This window comes from Ancylomarina sp. 16SWW S1-10-2, from assembly GCF_009669305.1.
GTDB lineage: Bacteria > Bacteroidota > Bacteroidia > Bacteroidales > Marinifilaceae > Ancylomarina.
In genome coordinates this window covers 184,283-202,376 of sequence record NZ_SADB01000006.1, presented here as the reverse complement: position 1 = coordinate 202,376, position 18,094 = coordinate 184,283, and the positions used below count along the sequence as shown (strand labels likewise).

Sequence of the window (18,094 nt, the reverse complement as noted above, 5' to 3'; positions counted from 1 at the left end):
TTTATACATTTAAATAATTGACTTAAATGATAAAATAATATCGATTGCTGTAAAAGGATGTTCTTTTAGGCTAAACGACTTCAAAGATATTAATGTTTTGTACAAACTTAATATTTGTGTTATTTATGTTAATAGAATTAAAAGTAGTCATAAATATTTCACTTATTAGGAATTAACTAGTCTGAGTAAGAAAAAAGATCGCAGATTCTAAGCTCGTTACCTGAAGATTGTAAATCTGCAGGAGCGGAGAGCATATAAAAAAAGCAGCCCAAGAGCTGCTTTAAAATTTTCATAAGGGAAGAAGTTTAAAACTTCTCGTCATAGTTTGTCCAAAGTCCATCACCAACTTCCCAAGCCTTTTCAACTGCTTCGTTTCCAAGTTCTATACTTCTATTGGTTAGGAATGCACGACGTTTACGCTTACTAAGTGATAAATAGTCTTCATCTATTTTAGCTTGCTCTTCGAAATATTGCTTTTGCAATGGTACAAATACTTTATCTACATCGTGACGCATATCGCCCCAGCGCTGTGCAGTAAGTGTACTTAAACGGTTAAATGCCCACCAAGCCGATGTGCGAGTATAGCCTAAACGACGAGCTTTTACCTTATACGAAGGTGCTAGGTCTGTAGTTCCTGCATAAACGGGAATGTAAACTGATGTAGCCACATTATCTTGAGCTAACCATACAATTCCTCCAATATCATCGGGTAACCAGCTACGACACTGAATAATGGTTGCGTACATAGTGTACCAACGTGCGATAGTTCGCTCGCCAAGTTCACCCCATCCACCATTTACACCAAAAAGATTATTCATTCCGTAAGGCATAAATGGGTTTGCAAATGGAGAAATAGCTTCTTTGCCATCCTTATCTGCTTGCTTTATATTTTTCACAAAGTTAAATGGGGTCCCTTCGTAGTAATCCTTAAAGATTTCTACTAGTTTATCCATTGTGATTTTTGCATCAGGTTTTACTGAGAAAGGGTAGTCCTTAGCTGTAGGGTCAAGATCTAATGATGGAGCAGCCATAGAAAGCACGCGCCATTCTCTACGACGAGATGCCATAGAACGACGACTCTTAGGAGCATAAGCATAATTCCAACGGAAAGTTTCTTTTTTAGGATTATACCATCCATTTTCCTCAGCTACGTCGAAAATATTTGCTGAAGCCATAAAGTAATCGCTATTTTTCAAATCGATTTCCTTAATTGTTGATGCATTAGCATTTATTGAAAGGTGATCATCGGGAACACGTTGAGCAACCCAAACGGCACCAACTTTTCCCTTACCAGGACCAACAACTTCAAAATGCCACACTTCTTGTTTATCGGCAATTGTCAAACATTCCCCAAAGTCTCTCCAGCCATATTTTTTCAATAAATCGTCAGCCATGTTAATTGCTCCACGAGCAGTCGAACAACGCTCTAGCATTAATTGTTGTAATCTTTGACAATCGATTAAACAGGCTTCAGAATATAATTCTTCGTGACCACCAAAGGTCGATTCACCAATGGCTAATTGCTTTTCGTTGATACATGGATAAGCCGTATTTAGAAATTGGTAGGTTTTAGAAACCTGATCGATTTCACCAATTTTTTTATGCTGGTAGGTTGGCATGCGCAAACTATCGTATGCCGAACGTTCGAATAATTCGAACGTGCTATTTTTATCGTGAGATTTAGCTGGTTCTACCGACATCCAAGCACGTGTACGGTGACTATCGTCAGTATGTGATGTGATAACAGAACCATCGAAAGTTGCTTTTTTCCCAACTGTAATACTGGTACAACCTTCTGGTACGCCATTCTGCCAATCCGATTTATCTTGAGCCATAGTGGTTGTGGCAAAAGCTAAAGCGATGAATAGAAATGATTTTAATTTTCGTAGAATCATAATTTTGTTAGGTTAGTTGATCGTATAAAAAAAAGAGACAATAAAAGATTTTGAATCTTGTTATTGTCTCTCTTCGTATTTTTTTATTTCTGTTCTTTTTGTTCTGTCACAAGGTGTATACCATCTTTTTCGATGGTGATTATTCGCTGCTTGTATAGTAAGCCAATAACTTTCTTAAAGTTTTTCTTACTCATTTGTAAGTTCTCGTAAATTTCTTCTGGGGAACTTTTATCGTTTAAAGGAAGAAAACCATTCTCTTTTTTAAGGATTTCGAAGAGCTCTTCACCTACTCTTGGTACTTCAAGGTGGTAGCCTTGTTGTTGAAGGCTAAGGTCAATTTTTCCGTCTTCACGAACTTTTTTAACCCAAGCTTTATAAACATCACCTTCGCGAATTGCGCCAAAAATCTCGTTATTATAAAGTATGCCGATGCCTTTATTATCGATAATAGCAGTGTAACCCAAATCAGAATGATGACCGATCATGATGCTAACTTCTTGCCCTTCGGTAAATTCGCCATCTAAATCTCTAAGAATTTGTTCAAGCTTAGCAGTAGCAGCAATACGTCCTGTTTTTTCATCTACATAAACGTAAACTAAATAACTACGACCTTCTTCCATGTCCATTTTTTGCTCACGGAATGGGCAAAGCAAATCTTTCATCAAACCCCAATCTAGGAATGCTCCAACTTTGGTTACTTCCTTAGCTCTTAGCCAAGCAAATTCGCCAACAACAGCATAAGGTTTCTCAGTAGTAGCAATCACTCTATCTTCCGAATCGCGGTAGATAAAAACCTTGATGGTGTCATCTATCTGAGTATCTTCTGGTACATATCTTATTGGTAATAAAATTTCACTCTCGTCTTCACCTAGTAGGTAAACGCCAAAGTCAACCAATTTGGCAACTTTTAGTTCGGCATATTTTCCAATTAAACTCACGTTTTTTTGTTTTAGTATTTGGTGCATCTAAGCTAGTTTTTAAAGCGACTAGGCTTAGTATTTCTTATCTTTATTTTAATCCTATTTACAAATAGGAATTAGATTACAAAAGTACGCATCTTTTATGAGAATTTTTTGTCTAATTTTTATTTAGTATCAGCTATAAGCTTTAGAGAGTTTATAGATATGAAATTGATATAAGTTTTTGAACTTGATAAGGATTTGCTCTTAAAATATATCCTATTTTTGAGCCGATGAAAGAAAGGAATATGAGGTATGATAATTTGGTGGATTTTTCGGTTTACGCTTCAGATTTGGAACGTGTAGAAGGTGCTTGGAAAGGTTTAAAGAAATATATAGAACAGTCAGATGCTGATGGACTTGAATTGTTGATAGGCTATGAACCTGCATCCGATGAAATTCCCAAAGAGCTCGTAAAGAGTATTCATTTACCTTTCTGGATAACTTGGCTTGACGTATGGCGAAAAGGAGAGAAGGGATTGAAAGCCTATTTTCCGCCTATGCCTGCCGATCATATTCAGTCTTGTTGTGGCGGTTCTAATCAACTAGAGATGATTGCCACGCAGAAAATGGTGTGGGAACTTGCAGCAGTTTATAATCCGAAACAGGCGGTAATGCATGCGGCTCATGTTGAATTGGAACACGTCTTTACACGTAAATTTACTTATACTGATACGGAGGTTCTGCAGAGTTTTTCGGAACTTTTAAATAGAACGGCTCATGAGTTTTCTGATGGAGAACCACCATGTGTAATAGGTATTGAAAACCTATGGTGGCCAGGTTTAAATTTTTTAGATTCGGCATTGACTGATGATTTTGCAGGTTTTTTAAACTTCGACAAATGGAATTTTGTATTAGATACAGGACATTTGATGAATACCAATCCGAAACTCCGTTGCGAAGATGAGGCTGTGGATTTTGTATTAGAAAAGCTGAATCAACTTTCTTCTGATATCAGGAAACGAATTCAGTCTATACACTTAAATTTGAGTTTGTCTGGTGAGTATCAATTAAAGCAAATGCGAAAAGGCTTACCTGCCGATTGGGAAAATTTGAATCACACCGAAAAATATAATTCAGCAAAAAATCACGTCTTAAAAATTGATCAGCATCTTCCTTTCCAAACAGAGCGGGTAAAGGAAATTGTCGATTTTGTTCAACCACATACCATTGTACACGAATTTATTACGCCTACAATGGTGAAGTATGACGCGTATTTGAAACAACAAATGGGAGCCCTGGTTTAGATTCATTAAGACTTAATGACAAATAGAGTACAGGTTTGGATGCAAATAGTCTTCAGCTCTCAAACACGATTTCCCTCTTTTGGGGATATATTCCCATTATATATATTGAATTTAGCTAGCAGTCTAAATCATAAAGTAAACAAAACGAAAATCACATTAATTATGAGGATAGCATTCTTCTTGGTAGCAAGCTTATTTCTTTTTTTGAATACAGAGCCTGTATTTTCCCAAGAATGGAAAAATTTAAAAAAATATCAAAATGAGACACATCATGATTTTTTAGAAGATGGTTGTTGGTTGAAAAAAGATAGAAGAAGAAATACTGAGAACTGGAAGTTGGCGAATCAATTTAATCTCACTGTTGAAAAAGGGTATTTAAAATATAAAACAATTAGTCAGGTAAGGGATTTTTATTTGTGGTTCGATGTTGAAAGAAAAAAGTTAGGTCAAGAAATAAATGCTGTTGGAGTAGCTGCAATTGTAGCAGGACAACTTTCTAAATTCGACAATTTTTTTATTCGAGCCTTTATTGTTAGAAATCGTGAAGTTGTTTGGTTCGGGAACGAGGGTGCAAAGAGCGTTTTTGCCTTTGCTTTCCCTTTACTTAATGAAATCTATTTCTCGGATAGAATATTAAAAGGTCAAGAAGCTATTGATTGGGATATTAGGAATGGTAAGATTGAACAGTGTGAAATTTTGGAACCCATTTATAATCAATTGTCACCAGTAGCGATTCGTCGATTGGAACGTATGGCTAAAGGCAAAGGTATTTTCTGGCTAGGTGTTCCTAAAAGCTTGAAGTTTGAGAAAAGTATTACTGATTGTGAGGCAAGGTATGAGCATGCTTTTACCAAAGTGTATCAATATTATTTATCTCGAGAGAATAAAAATGTGGATTAGCTTATTCTTCTGGTATAACAGAATGTGACGTTTATTTGAATTCAGAAATTAATAAATGGGCATACTAGTTAAATATACTGCATATATTGAAATTCTTATAAGTCGTACCTATGAGGATTTTTTATTATCATATTATTGATAAGTAAATAGTATGAATATCTATTTATATTGTATAATTTAGTGTCGCTTTTTACAATTCACATAGAATATAAACTCCATGTAAAAGTTGATTTGCTATCAAAAACAAAAAATAATCTAATAGAAATATGTTGACAACAATTATTAAATTTTTAGAAAAATCAATAGAATTGTTTAAGAAGAACTATAACCTATTCATATCACTTTCGGTGATTAGTGGCGCACTCAGTTTTTTTTATGAAGCATTTCAATATTATACAACTAATCAGGATGATACGACTTATCAAATTGTACTTATTTTATTAAGTATTCTGTTCTTTATATTTGGTTTGGTTTATTATGGTTCACGAGTTTCTATTTCATTATTTTTGCTTATCGATGATAAAATAAATTCTCGTGATACATCAACATCTAAGGTGTTTGAAGAGTCTAAGTCTTTATTTTGGAATTATTTAGGTAATATGGTAAAGTTAATAATGCTAATTATTATACCTGTGGTACTATTTATTGTTGCAATAAACTTAAATATAAATGTTTTGTTGAAAGCTGTCTTTATAGTCATGGCAGTTATCTCAATTTTGTACATAGTTTTAAACTATGGTTTGTCAATAAATGTTAGTATTCTTCAACCAGAAGAAACTAGCTATTTTGATAAGAGTAAAGCTCTGTTTGAAACTAACAGGATGATGGTTTTTCTACTTTTCTTATTTGTTATAGGTATTTCTGTATTATCAACTTACATACCTTCTTTGCTATTAGGAGAAGATCGTATTTTTAATGTTATTGATACAAGACTATTGTTATCAACAGTTTTAGGTGTTATTATTAGTCCAATCTCAAGTGGTCTTTTAATATATACTTACTGGCATCTGAATAAAGAACAAGAAGTGAATAAGTTATCTGCTGAAACCATATAGTTTGGTTCGTTGCTAATATTTAAGCCATAAATAATATATACTAACAGAATTGTTGAACTATCCACATAAGTTTATATTTATGTGGATTTTTTTATTTTTAGTTTATAGGACATATCAAAATTGCTTTCATATTTCTAAGCAATTGAATAGTTTTGTCAGCCTAATATGAACACAAATTTGAATTAATAGTATTATGTCAGAAAATTATAAGTTTAACCAAAATAGGAAATGTGAATATTTTCCATGTCATAAAGGAATTAAAGAAGAAGATTTTAATTGCTTATTTTGTTTTTGTCCATTGTACATGTTGAAGGATAAATGCGGTGGAAATTTTAAATACACTCATGGATTTAAAGATTGTAGTGAATGCATCATACCTCATCAAAGAGATTCTCATGCCTATATTATGAGCAAAATGAAAATGGTGACTAAAATTGCTGGTGAACGAGAATAAATCTTTTGAAATTGTAGATGACAATACTTGTAATCAGTTGATTCTAAGTGTTGTCGTTTTTGAGTTAATGATATTTAACAAATTTTTAAGAAGAAGCATTTGTTTGTTTCTAAGCAAGTGATTAGTTTTGTAGTGTAATAATTAAGTAATGGCTAGAAAAAAAGAATATATCGAAGAAGAAGTTATTGAAAAAGCAATGGTGCTTTTTTGGCGTAATGGGTACGAAGCAACATCTGTTCGTATGCTTGAAAAGGCTATGGGCATCAATCAGTTCTCTATATATTCAAGTTTTGGAAGTAAGCAGGGGCTTTTCCTTAAAAGTATTCATTGTTACGAAGGATATCTACAAGGAATGATCGAAAAGCTAAGAAATTCAACGAATGGTGTTGAAGGCATCAAGACTTTTTTTTACGATTCGATAAATACGCCTAGTGATTGTAGTACTCCAAAGGGTTGCCTTGTTACAAATACTTTAAATGAGTTTGCTAATAGTGAAGACAAATTAATAAAAGAGCAAGTCATTTTATTTACAACTGCTATTAAAGAATTATTTATTGAGAAGTTGAGAGAAGGTGGAGAAGAAGATGAAGAATTACTCATTAAACAATCCAATTACCTACTTATAGCAAAACAAGGTTTATCTGTTGCAGCCAAAGTAGCTAGTGAAAAGGAGCTTAGTGATTATATAGAAATGACCTTTAGAGATTTTTAGTTTTTTTGTAATAAAACTAAGCATTTGCTTATATATGAGTAGTTGGTAGTAAGTAATAAATAAAGGCGTACATTTTTTTTACAATATAACTAAGCGATGGCTTAGAAAACATTAGATGAATTAATAATCAATTAAAAATTAGAATATTATGACTAAATTTAGAATACACACCGTAGAATCAGCACCAGAAAAAAGCAAAGCCTTATTAGAAGATTCATTAAAAGCTTATGGCATGATTCCTGGTTTACATGCTGTATTGGCGGAATCTCCTGGTTTGCTGAAAGCTTACCAAGAATTACACGAACTATTCGTTAATACTTCGTTTAACAATGATGAATTAACTGTTGTATGGCAAACGATTAACGTAGAACATGAGTGTCATTACTGTGTGCCAGCACATACTGCTATTGCAAAAATGATGCAGGTAGATGATGCCATTACGGATGCCTTAAGAAATGGAACTCCAGTTCCAAATGAGAAACTTCAGGCATTGCACGTCTTTACACTTTCTGTTGTTCGCAAAAGGGGTGCTGTTACTGAGGAAGAGTTAGAAGCATTTTTTGCTGCTGGATACGAACAACGTCATGTACTTGAAGTTATTTTAGGTTTATCACAAAAAGTGATCAGTAACTATGTGAATCGTGTGGCTGCAACGCCTGTTGATAAGGGATTCCAAAAATATGCTTGGGAAAAAAAATAATATTCTATCGCCTCATACTTTTGTAAGTGGAGGCGATACTTTTTATAGTTTAAAACAATCATTAACTTATGAATCCATCAACAAAAAATATAGCCCTTTTGAGAGCATATACAAAATATGAAATTAGCGATTCCAATATGGGTTTGGGCGTAACGACAGGTATGAAAAAAGCATTTCAATCCATCAAAAATTCAGGTTCAAAAATCATGATTCTTGCAATCATTTTGTTCGGAATAAAAACATCTGTGCAAGCACAAGAAAGCAAACATGCTAATTCCAAAATGAATCAAATTGCTGAAATAAACACCTTATTGAAGCCAAAAGTAATCGTATTTGATGTGAATGAAACCCTATTGGATCTTTCACCATTGAAAAAATCGGTAGGAGAAGCACTTAATGGGAGAGAAGACCTTTTGCCTTTGTGGTTTTCTACCATGTTGCACTACTCTTTGGTAGAAACACTAAGCGATAATTATCACCCATTTGGCGAAATTGGAACGGCAGCACTTATGATGGTTGCCAAAACGCAAGGTATCGATATGAAATATGAGGATGCCAAATCATCAATTGTAACGCCTCTTCGTTCTTTACAAGCTTATCCCGATGTTGTTCCTGGACTAAAGGCATTTAATAAAGGCACTTATCATATTGTAAGTTTAACAAATTCATCGGCAATAGGAGTTGAAACTCAGTTTAAAAATGCTGGTTTGACTGATTATTTTGAAAAACGTTACACTATTGGAAGTATAAAAAAATATAAACCACATCCAGACACCTATCAAATGGTGCTTGACGATCTTCAGGTAAAACCAGAAGAAGTATTGATGGTGGCTGTGCATGCTTGGGATTTAGCAGGTGCTAAAAATGTCGGTTTTCAAACCGCTTTCGTTGCTCGACCAGGAAAAGTACTTTATCCCAATGTGGATGAACCCGATTATGTAGTTAAGAATATAACGGAACTCGTATCAATTCTTCAGAAAAAATACGCTGAAGATATGAATAAGTAAAAATGACTCGAAGTAAGTCTTGTGGCTTGCGCCGAGTTCTTTCGTAACATAAACAACTATCTAATATGAATAATAAAATTAAACTTGATATTATATCCGATGTTGTTTGTCCTTGGTGTGTGATAGGTTACAAGCGATTGGAAGAAGCCATTACCGAAATGGGCATACAAGATAAAGTAGAGATTTCATGGCAAGCTTTTGAGTTGAACCCTAATATGCCTATGGAAGGTGAAGACATTCTTGAGCATGTTAATCGAAAATATGGCAGTACGCCTGAACAATGGCGAAATTCACAAGCCAACATGCAGCAACTGGGAAAAGAAGTCGATTTTACCTTTGAATTTGTTGAAGGTAAAAGAATTGTAAACACTAGAGACGCTCATGTTTTACTTGCTTATGCAAAGGAATCGGGCAAGCAAACAGAACTAAAAATGCGTTTGTTCGAAGCCTATTTTAGTCAAGGAAAAAATGTTTCTGATCGCGAAATTCTGCTTGAGGAAATAAAACATATTGGCTTAGATGCTGATGCTGCCAAAGAGATACTCGAAAATGAGGATTGCCGAAAACAGATTATTGATAAGGAGGCTTTTTGGCGAAATAAAGGCATCTCATCGGTACCTACAATTGTTATCAACCAATCTAGTTCTCTTGTGGGATCACAAACGGTAGATGTTTACAAACAAATTTTAACAGATTTGTTAAATCAAAACGTAAAGTAATCCCTCTGCAAAGAATCATTGAAAGACACTCAAATTCACTGATAAAAGAAGACGAAAAATGAAAATTGCTTTTATAGGTTTAGGTATTATGGGTAGCCGAATGGCTGCGAATCTGGCGAAAAATAATGTTGATCTTACCGTATATAACCGAACGCCAAAGAAAATTGAAACTTCTGGAAATAAAAATGTAAAAATTGCTAATTCGGCTCTGTCAGCTGTAAAAGATGCTGATATTGTATTTAGTATGTTGTCTGCGCCTGAGGTTGTCGAATCTGTGTTTTTTGGCAAAGAAGGCGTTTTACAAGCAATGAAGGAAGATGCAATTTGGGCAGATTGTTCAACGGTTAATCCTTCCTTTAGCATTAGAGAAGCAGATGAAGCCAAGCTTAATAAGGTTCGATTTTTAGACACACCCGTTTCAGGCTCAAAAATGGCTGCTCAGAATGCAGAACTCGTTTTTCTTGTGGGTGGAGATGCTAATACGCTAAATGAAGTTGCGCCTTATATTGATATGATGAGCAAAAAGACTTTACGAATAGGAGAAATAAGTAAAGGTACTTCTTATAAAATGCTCATTAACATGATGCTTGCTCAAACGATAGTCATTTTTGCAGAAACTGTTCTTTTGGGCGAGAAAATGGGGATCTCTAAAGAATTTCTTCTGGATACCATTCCCAACTCGGTAGTGGGTTCACCGGTTTCTAAAATGAAGGCACAAGGCATTAAAAATGACGATTACGAAGCACATTTTCCTTTGGAATTGATGCTTAAAGATTTGAATTTGGCAAGTATTACTGCTGAAGAAAATGAGCAACCACTTTATTTGGCTAATCTGGCAAAAGAATTATATGCCGAAGCCGCTAAAGCTGGAATGGGAAGATTAGATGTGTCTGCTATTTATAAATACCTAGAGCAGAAAAAATAATTTAATGACCTAAGGTCACATTCCCTTCTGATTCAGATAGAAGAGGAAAATAGTACTAAAAGATTTAACTTTATAATTCAGGCTTGATTTAAAATTTCGATACCTATGAAACCAAAATTCCTTCACCTAGTTCTTATTTTTTTGGTTGTTGCAACATTTGCTTGTCAAAATAAACAAAAGAAAACGGACACTCAACTACAACTTGTTGCATCATCAGCCAAACAGTGGACTGGAGTTGCAGTAAGCTCTGATAATAGAGTGTTTGTTAATTACCCTAGATGGTCGAATGATGTACCCATTAGCGTGGGCGAAATTATTGATGGAAAAGCTCAGGCTTATCCGAATAAAGATTGGAACAAGGATGGAAATACAAAATCGTTTTTAGCTGTGCAGTCAGTCTTTATCGATAAAAAAGATCGACTTTGGATTTTAGACACTAGAAACCCGTTTTTTAAAGGTATTGTAGAGGGAGGACCCATTTTATATCAGTTTAATCTTAAAAGCAATACCAAAGAAAAAGCCTATACTTTTCCCAAAGAAATTTATGTTGGTGATTCCTATTTTAATGATGTTCGCATCGATACTAAAAGTGAAATAGCTTACATAAGTGATTCTGGAGCTGGTGCTCTTATCGTTTTAAATCTAAAAACGGGTGTTTCGCGCCGATTGCTCGATAAGCATTCGTCCACAAAAAGTGAATTAGATTCTCTGATTTGCGATGGACTAACTTGGAAAAATTCAGTTCAATCCGATGGTATTGCTCTAAGCCCTGATTTGAAGTATTTATATTATGCTGCCCTAACAGGTCATACTTTATATCGAATTCCAACTTCTGTGCTAAACGATTTAAATCTCTCGAAGGAAGAAGTTGCTAAAAATGTTGAAAAGGTGATGACTATTCCTGCAACAGATGGTATGTTGTTTGATAAGGCAGGTAATTTGTGGCTAGGCGGACTAGAAGATAATTCAATCAACAAAATAAATACAAAAGGAGAATTGCTTCAATTCATTCAGGATAAATCCATACGATGGGCTGATTCCTTTGCCAAAGACAATAAAGGGAATATTTATTTCACGACCTCTCAAATTTATTTACCTGAAAATAAGCGTCAGGCTTACGAGCTAATTCAATTTAATTCTAACTAATCTAAAATAAAAACTATGTATACAAAAGGAATAGTGGCGGCTTTTGCCGTATTGCTGATGACTGTAGGTTGTCAAACGAAAACAAATAAAGAAGATAAAACAAAACAACAGAATACTATGGAAACAAGTATGCAGAAGGTGAAACCCTTAGACGCTCTGCTCGACAAACGACGAGTTGAATTTGGAAAAGCAGCTTCGGATGAAAAGAAGAAAATTTACGGGGAAGGTACAGAGGCCGTGAAAAACTCGGGCATACTTGATAAAGCCCTAAATGTAGGCGATAAGGTTCCTGATTTTACGCTGAAGAACCAAATGAATAAGCCTGTTAACTTATATAGTGAGTTGGAAAAAGGACCTGTTGTTCTTATTTGGTATCGTGGCGGATGGTGTCCTTATTGCAATATTACCTTGCACTATTTACAAGAAAGATTGCCTGATATGATAAAAGCGGGAGGTTCTTTAATTGCTTTAACTCCTGAATTGCCAGATAAATCGATGAATACGACAGAAAAAAACAGTCTTGATTTTCTTGTATTGAGTGATGTGGCTAATAAAGTAGGAAAAGAATACGGCGTGGTATTTGAATTAACACCCGAAGTAGCTGCTATCTATCAGGAAGGATTCGATCTTCATGGCTACAATGGTGACGAAAGCAACGAATTGCCTTTGGCTGCCACTTACGTAATCGATCAAAAAGGAATGATTCAATATGCCTTTTTAGATGCTGATTATAGAAATCGTGCTGAACCAGATGATATCATCGCTGCTCTTGAAAAAATAAATGCTTCAAAATAGAAACTAATTTTATAGATTCTGCCTCTTCGTATTGAGGAGGCAGGATTAATACATATTCAAGTAAAAATCAAAAAGGATAAACTAAATATCCTTTGGACAACCACCAATAAAGACACTGTAATCAATATGATTTCCATGTATTCAACCAATGCATTGAGTAAAGGATGGTGGGAAAAAGTCAACATTATTGTTTGGGGTGAATCGGCAAAACTCATTGCCGAAGATGATCAAATTCAATTGGAAGTACAAAAAATGCTAACCGCTGGTGTTACTATTGAAGCTTGCCGAGCTTGTGCCGATAGATATGGCGTAAGCCGTATTTTAGAGAAACTTGAGCTTGATGTGAAGTATATGGAAGAACCTTTAACTGAAATTATCAAGAAAGGTGAAAACTTAATAACACTTTAGGTTGAGTTGAAAATGAGATAGTTAGTTTGACATCTTTTTTAAGTATTAGTAAGCATTCAAATAATACAACAAATAAAAAGAGGGAAGAAAATTTGGATAAGTACCACAATATTTGGCTTCCAAGTTTAAAAGAGAAATCAGAAACATTAAAAAAAACACTGAAAAATAAGAAATGAAATACACTTTAGCATTTGATGTCTACGGGACATTAATAGACACAACAGGAGTCTATGATACGCTGAAAGATTTAGTTGGTAAAGATGCAAAAGCTTTTATGGATACTTGGAGAAGTAAGCAGTTAGAATATTCATTTAGGAGAGGCTTAATGAATAAATATGCTTATTTTTCTGTTTGCACAAGCGATGCTTTAGCGTATTGTTGCAAGGTTTTTAAAAGTGATTTTAGTGCAGCTCAAAAAGATGCTTTACTAGTAACTTATACTGTATTGCCCTCATTCCCTGATGTGAAAGGCGGCTTACAAGGACTTAAAAAGTCGGGGCATAAATTATATGCTTTCTCTAATGGAAGTTCAGATGCAATTACCAATCTTTTAATAAACGCCGATTTATACGAATTATTCGATGGAATTGTAAGTGTTGAAGATATTCAAGTATTTAAACCAAGTCCGTTGGTATACAAGCATTTTAATAAAGAAACAAATTCAACAAAAACAGATTCCTGGTTAATTTCGAGCAACCCATTTGATGTAATTGGTGCCGTTTCGTACGGTATGCGTTCAGCTTGGGTTCAGCGTTCAGAAGATTCTATTTTTGACCCTTGGGGTATTGAACCAACAACAATAATTAAAGGCTTAGATGAACTATCTTCTGAGCTAAATAATTAAGTTGTTCGAAACACTTGAAGTAATTTTAGGTTTATCACAAAAAGTGATCCGTAACTAAGTGAATCGTGAGGCTGCAACGCATTTTGATAAGGGATTCCAAAAATTTGCTTGGTCTAAAAAATAATCTAGACTTGAATCAGCACAAGCTGCAATGTTTGTGCTGATCAATTTCCCCCACCAAATAAAAGAACAAATAAATACAACAATAGATATGGAAAATATAGCAACAATTCAGGAAAGACTTACTGAATTAAAAGAAAGTAATTTTTCTCAATTACCTGAAGACATAAGAAAAATAATGGTTGATGATTTTGAAAAATTGAGCACTTCAGGTCTTGTTGAAGCAGCACCAAAGGTTGGAGATAAAATTATAGATTTTACATTGCCGAACCATTTGGGAGAAGAAAGCAAATTGTCTTCTTTACTTGAAAATGGACCTGTTGTTATCACTTTTTACCGTGGAGGTTGGTGTCCATATTGTAATATTGAGCTACGTGCTTACCAAGATATTTTACCAGAAATTAAAGCCGCAGGAGCAACGCTTGTTGCAATCACTCCTGAACTTCCTGATGAGTCATTAACAACTTCAGAAAGACACAATTTAGAATTTGAAGTACTTACGGATGCGAACTCTAATTACGCAAAAGAGCTTGGTATTGTATATACAGTAGAAGGGGAAATTCTTGAAGTTTATAAAGAGTTTGGTATTGATCTTGAAAAACATAACGGAGAAGGACAATTTGAGATACCACTTGCTACAACTTTTATTATAAATGTTGATGGTACAATCATCTACTCGTTTATAGATGCAGACTATACAAAACGTGCAGAACCTACCGAAATTTTAAAAGAACTTCAGTCTCTAAAAAAATAAATCATTAGAATATCACCACTCGGTATAAATTATATAATCATAGTTTGTGCTGATATCATTTGATAGTTACAATAAATCAAGATTAGAAATGTGGAAAATAGTTTTTTCGAAACAAGTTGTTGATACTGCAATTAAGCTTTCCTTGTTTGTAGGAACCTTATTGGGATTTATTAACCATGGTCCCGACATTATTGCAAATACCCTATCAACAGGACAGATAATACAAATGCTGATAACTTATTTAGTTCCCTATTCCGTATCAACGTATTCTTCCGTGAAATCAATTATGCAATTAAAAAGGTAATTTCCATTTTGTTCATTTGAGTTAACTATTAAATTTAAAAATTATTAATTTTCATATTTATCAAATCAATAAAATTTAAACATGAATAAACTAAATATCCTTTGGACTACTACCAATAAAGACACTGTAATCAATATGATTTCCATGTATTCAACCAATGCATTGAGTAATGGCTGGTGGGAAAAAATCAACATTATTGTGTGGGGTGAATCGGCAAAACTCATTGCCGAAGATGATCAAATTCAATTGGAAGTACAAAAAATGCTAACCGCTGGTGTTACTATTGAAGCTTGCCGAGCTTGTGCCGATAGATATGGTGTAAGCAGTATTTTAGAGAAACTTGAGCTTGATGTGAAGTATATGGGAGAACCCTTGACAGCTTACATTAAGAGTGATGAAAAAATGTTGAGTTTGTAAGCAGTTTGTCCTTGCAATTTAATTTAATTTAAGCTTGATTTTTTTCAATTTCTTTCTGTTTTAAATCAGGTAATTGGCTATATCATAAAATGAAAATTGTGCTTAAACATAAGCAAACCTCAATACCATATGGTATTGGGGTTTTGCTTTTATACCCAATATTTTTTTTTATATTTTTCTTTTGGCTTAATCCAAAAGAAACAAAAGATCAAGTCTCCATAAGACTCAGGGTAAATACTTCAGGTATCATAAGTGCAACAGGGTGATCTCCTCGTTCCTCCGAGCTTCCCAGTTTTACTAATGATTCCTTTGTATTCTTACCCATCGCCTTCTGAGGCCATTTACTGGTTTCTGCCTAACAAAACACGCTCAAAATGTTTTGATAAGATATGATTAAGATTGTGGAATTTTTCTTTGCTTATCGGAATCAGGCTGACGGGTATGAGCTATTTCATCAAATTTATACCGTAATTGACGTATTTCCACTCAAATGGTAGTAGTACCCTTTTTTTTTATGATTGTTTGTGATGAACCAAAAGATGCTTACATTCATATTTCAAAATTAATTTACCGACCACGCATTTTGCAAGATAATCGGCAAACGAACTTTATTCGCCACACGGTAAGGCATATTGGTTCTACCTGTGAGGCAACAAACAAGTCTAAAATTTTGTTCTATGAAAAAATACAGCCGATTATTGATTAGTCTTCTCATTCTGATATTCTTACTCGTCAGCAAGTCTGTTTTTAGCTTTATAGATGAATCGTACTTTCGCGACGATTCTACTTTGGGTATCATCAAACATGCTCTCTTTATTGCCAGTGTTTCCTGGATTATCATTGAAACACTTCGTCTTTTCAAAATACGTTTGCTGAAACGATACGATATCTCGAGCGAAGACAACCTAAAATCGAGGAAACTGCATACTCAGATTAATCTCCTCCAAAAAGTCATCGTCTTCATTATTATTCTCACAGCCATTGGGCTCATTCTTCTTTCCATCGAAAGCATCAGAAAAATAGGCGTTGGAATTTTCGCCTCGGCAGGAGTTGTGGGAATTATTATTGGTTTGTCGGCACAAAAAATTGTGGGGGCACTTTTGGCGGGAATTCAAATTGCCATTACTCAGCCTTTTAGGGTAGACGATGCCGTAGTGGTTGAAAATGAGTGGGGATGGATAGAGGAAATTAATCTAACTTACATTGTGGTACGCATTTGGGATAAGCGGCGTTTGGTGCTACCCACGACCTATTTTCTTGAGAAACCCTTTCAGAACTGGACAAGAACCACGGCCGACATTATTGGTAGTGTTTTTATTTACACCGATTACCGCATTTCTTTCGATGCCCTTAGAAAAGAACTTACTCGACTGCTGGAATCGACCGACTTGTGGGATGGCGATGTGAATGTTCTTCAGGTAACCGATTCGAAGGAAAGCAGCTTAGAAATCCGTATTTTGGTAAGTGCTAAAAATTCGCCCACAGCTTGGGATCTAAGAGTTTTTATTCGCGAAAAAATGATTGAATTCATTCAAAAGAACTATCCTGAAAGTTTGCCTCGAACTAGAGTTGTGCTTGAAGATAAGTTTAAAGAAGGAAAAGTTAAAGGCTAAAAGCTAAAGGTTAAAGTAGAAAGTAGAAAGTAGAAAGTAGAAAAGTTAAAAAGGAAAAAGTATAAAAGTAAAAAAAATAAAAGGGTAAAACCAAGATCAACAATATCGTTTAGTCCTATGCTTCAGCTCGGGATGTTAAAGTTAAAAAGTAGGATCAAGAATATCGTTTTGTCCTGTGCTTTAGCTCGGGATGGTAAAGTTAAAAAGTAGGATCAACAATATCGTTTTGTCCTATGCTTCTGCTCGGGATGGTAAAGTTAAAAAGCCGGATCAACAATATCGCATTGTCCCGTGCTTCAGCTCGGGTTGGTAAAGTTAAAAAGCCGGATCAACAACATTGCTATGTCCCGTGCTTCAGCTCGGGATGGTAAAGTTAAAAAGCCGGATCAACAATATCGTTTTGTTCCGTGCTTTAGCTCGGGCTTACTTTAATAAATGAATTAAAAAAACACCTCATGGAAAAGAGAGTAAAATTATTAGCCATAATTCCTGCCATTTGGGCAAGTCTATTTGATATTGTGATAACGACTATTTATCAGCCAGCAGAATATTGGAATGGAAATTTGGATCTTGCAAATGAAGCTAATCCATTTGGGGCTTTTGTTATGAAATATCATGTTTCTGGACTATTTGTAATCTCAGTTTTATGGTTGATTTTGATTGCAATATTAGGGTATTATCTGCCTAAAAAAATATCGAGAGTTTTTCTATTATTCATTTTTATTGCTCATAGTTCGGCTGGTTCTTTTTGGATCAATATACACTTTGGGTTTTTGTTTATGATGATCTATCTTCTATTAAACTCAATCTTATATTTCAAAATCGACGATATTATTAATCTGTATCAATTAAAAAAGATTTCAGACGTTAAGAAGAGTAATAATGTGTGACAGGTACTTAATACTTAATTAGTTTTTTGAAATGATCCGAAATATTAAATGGTGTAAACAGGAATAAAGGTTAAAGAAGTAAAGGCTAAAGTGTAAAAGTTAAAAGGGTAAAGCCAAGATTAACAATAACGTTTTGTCCTGAGCTTTAGCTCGGGATGGTAAAGTTAAAAAGTAGGATCAATAATATCGCATTGTCCTGAGCTTCAGCTCGGGTTGGTAAAGTTAAAAAG

General features: G+C 34.5%; 20 protein-coding genes and 1 pseudogene. 19 read left to right on the top strand and 2 right to left on the bottom strand.

Going from position 1 to position 18,094, the window contains the following annotated elements; genetic code table 11:
* Window positions 1-305: 305 nt before the first annotated feature.
* A complete protein-coding gene (locus tag EMN46_RS06885; RefSeq protein WP_154200059.1) occupies window positions 306-1,895 on the bottom strand; it encodes a dipeptidase in 1,590 nt (529 codons plus the stop codon).
* Between the two features lie 83 nt (window positions 1,896-1,978).
* Window positions 1,979-2,860, bottom strand: a complete 882-nt coding sequence (locus EMN46_RS06880) for a S1 RNA-binding domain-containing protein (protein WP_154200058.1) — start codon at window positions 2,858-2,860, stop codon at window positions 1,979-1,981.
* Window positions 2,861-3,087: 227 nt separating this feature from the next.
* Here EMN46_RS06880 and EMN46_RS06875 point away from each other — a divergent pair, with 227 nt between their 5' ends.
* The 19 genes and pseudogenes from EMN46_RS06875 (at window position 3,088) to EMN46_RS06790 (ending at window position 17,864) form a co-directional block, all read left to right on the top strand.
* A complete protein-coding gene (locus EMN46_RS06875) occupies window positions 3,088-4,101 on the top strand; it encodes a sugar phosphate isomerase (RefSeq protein WP_154200057.1) in 1,014 nt (337 codons plus the stop codon).
* 162 nt (window positions 4,102-4,263) lie between these two features.
* On the top strand, window positions 4,264-5,001 hold the full coding sequence (locus EMN46_RS06870; RefSeq protein WP_154200056.1) for a hypothetical protein: 738 nt from the start codon (window positions 4,264-4,266) through the stop codon (window positions 4,999-5,001).
* A 266-nt stretch (window positions 5,002-5,267) separates the two neighbouring features.
* Entirely contained in the window at window positions 5,268-6,056 is a 789-nt protein-coding gene (locus tag EMN46_RS06865; RefSeq protein ID WP_154200055.1) for a hypothetical protein, read from the top strand.
* 193 nt (window positions 6,057-6,249) lie between these two features.
* A complete protein-coding gene (locus EMN46_RS20405) occupies window positions 6,250-6,510 on the top strand; it encodes a cysteine-rich small domain-containing protein (RefSeq protein ID WP_154200054.1) in 261 nt (86 codons plus the stop codon).
* Window positions 6,511-6,658: 148 nt separating this feature from the next.
* Window positions 6,659-7,222, top strand: a complete 564-nt coding sequence (locus EMN46_RS06855) for a TetR/AcrR family transcriptional regulator (protein ID WP_154200053.1) — start codon at window positions 6,659-6,661, stop codon at window positions 7,220-7,222.
* A 148-nt stretch (window positions 7,223-7,370) separates the two neighbouring features.
* Window positions 7,371-7,922: a carboxymuconolactone decarboxylase family protein gene (locus EMN46_RS06850; RefSeq protein WP_154200052.1), complete on the top strand. Its 552-nt coding sequence runs from the start codon at window positions 7,371-7,373 to the stop codon at window positions 7,920-7,922.
* Between the two features lie 68 nt (window positions 7,923-7,990).
* Window positions 7,991-8,929, top strand: a complete 939-nt coding sequence (locus tag EMN46_RS06845) for a haloacid dehalogenase type II (RefSeq protein ID WP_229130295.1) — start codon at window positions 7,991-7,993, stop codon at window positions 8,927-8,929.
* Between the two features lie 65 nt (window positions 8,930-8,994).
* The gene (locus tag EMN46_RS06840) at window positions 8,995-9,648 is read left to right on the top strand and encodes a DsbA family oxidoreductase (protein WP_154200051.1); all 654 of its coding nucleotides are present in this window, start codon (window positions 8,995-8,997) and stop codon (window positions 9,646-9,648) included.
* Between the two features lie 52 nt (window positions 9,649-9,700).
* A pseudogene (locus EMN46_RS20400) lies at window positions 9,701-10,168 on the top strand (NAD(P)-dependent oxidoreductase); the annotation flags it as partial.
* Window positions 10,160-10,573 carry an NAD(P)-dependent oxidoreductase gene (locus EMN46_RS20395; protein ID WP_368667504.1) on the top strand — a complete coding sequence of 138 codons (414 nt, stop codon included), beginning with the start codon at window positions 10,160-10,162 and terminating at the stop codon, window positions 10,571-10,573. The pseudogene EMN46_RS20400 and the gene EMN46_RS20395, both read left to right, overlap by 9 nt.
* A gap of 105 nt (window positions 10,574-10,678) precedes the next feature.
* A complete protein-coding gene (locus tag EMN46_RS06830; protein WP_154200049.1) occupies window positions 10,679-11,719 on the top strand; it encodes an SMP-30/gluconolactonase/LRE family protein in 1,041 nt (346 codons plus the stop codon).
* A gap of 15 nt (window positions 11,720-11,734) precedes the next feature.
* Complete coding sequence (locus tag EMN46_RS06825) at window positions 11,735-12,514, top strand: peroxiredoxin-like family protein (RefSeq protein WP_229130294.1); 780 nt, start codon at window positions 11,735-11,737, stop codon at window positions 12,512-12,514.
* A 135-nt stretch (window positions 12,515-12,649) separates the two neighbouring features.
* A complete protein-coding gene (locus EMN46_RS06820; RefSeq protein WP_229130293.1) occupies window positions 12,650-12,922 on the top strand; it encodes a DsrE family protein in 273 nt (90 codons plus the stop codon).
* 172 nt (window positions 12,923-13,094) lie between these two features.
* Window positions 13,095-13,766, top strand: coding sequence for a haloacid dehalogenase type II (locus EMN46_RS06815; RefSeq protein ID WP_154200047.1), 672 nt, complete (start codon window positions 13,095-13,097; stop codon window positions 13,764-13,766).
* A gap of 211 nt (window positions 13,767-13,977) precedes the next feature.
* Window positions 13,978-14,640: a peroxiredoxin-like family protein gene (locus EMN46_RS06810; RefSeq protein ID WP_154200046.1), complete on the top strand. Its 663-nt coding sequence runs from the start codon at window positions 13,978-13,980 to the stop codon at window positions 14,638-14,640.
* Between the two features lie 88 nt (window positions 14,641-14,728).
* Complete coding sequence (gene nrtS / locus EMN46_RS06805) at window positions 14,729-14,944, top strand: nitrate/nitrite transporter NrtS (protein ID WP_154200045.1); 216 nt, start codon at window positions 14,729-14,731, stop codon at window positions 14,942-14,944.
* A gap of 81 nt (window positions 14,945-15,025) precedes the next feature.
* Window positions 15,026-15,361 (top strand): DsrE family protein, encoded by a 336-nt coding sequence (locus tag EMN46_RS06800; RefSeq protein WP_154200044.1) that lies wholly within the window; start codon window positions 15,026-15,028, stop codon window positions 15,359-15,361.
* A 677-nt stretch (window positions 15,362-16,038) separates the two neighbouring features.
* Window positions 16,039-16,974, top strand: a complete 936-nt coding sequence (locus EMN46_RS06795; protein ID WP_154200043.1) for a mechanosensitive ion channel family protein — start codon at window positions 16,039-16,041, stop codon at window positions 16,972-16,974.
* Window positions 16,975-17,429: 455 nt separating this feature from the next.
* Window positions 17,430-17,864, top strand: a complete 435-nt coding sequence (locus EMN46_RS06790; RefSeq protein ID WP_154200042.1) for a hypothetical protein — start codon at window positions 17,430-17,432, stop codon at window positions 17,862-17,864.
* Window positions 17,865-18,094: the final 230 nt, after the last annotated feature.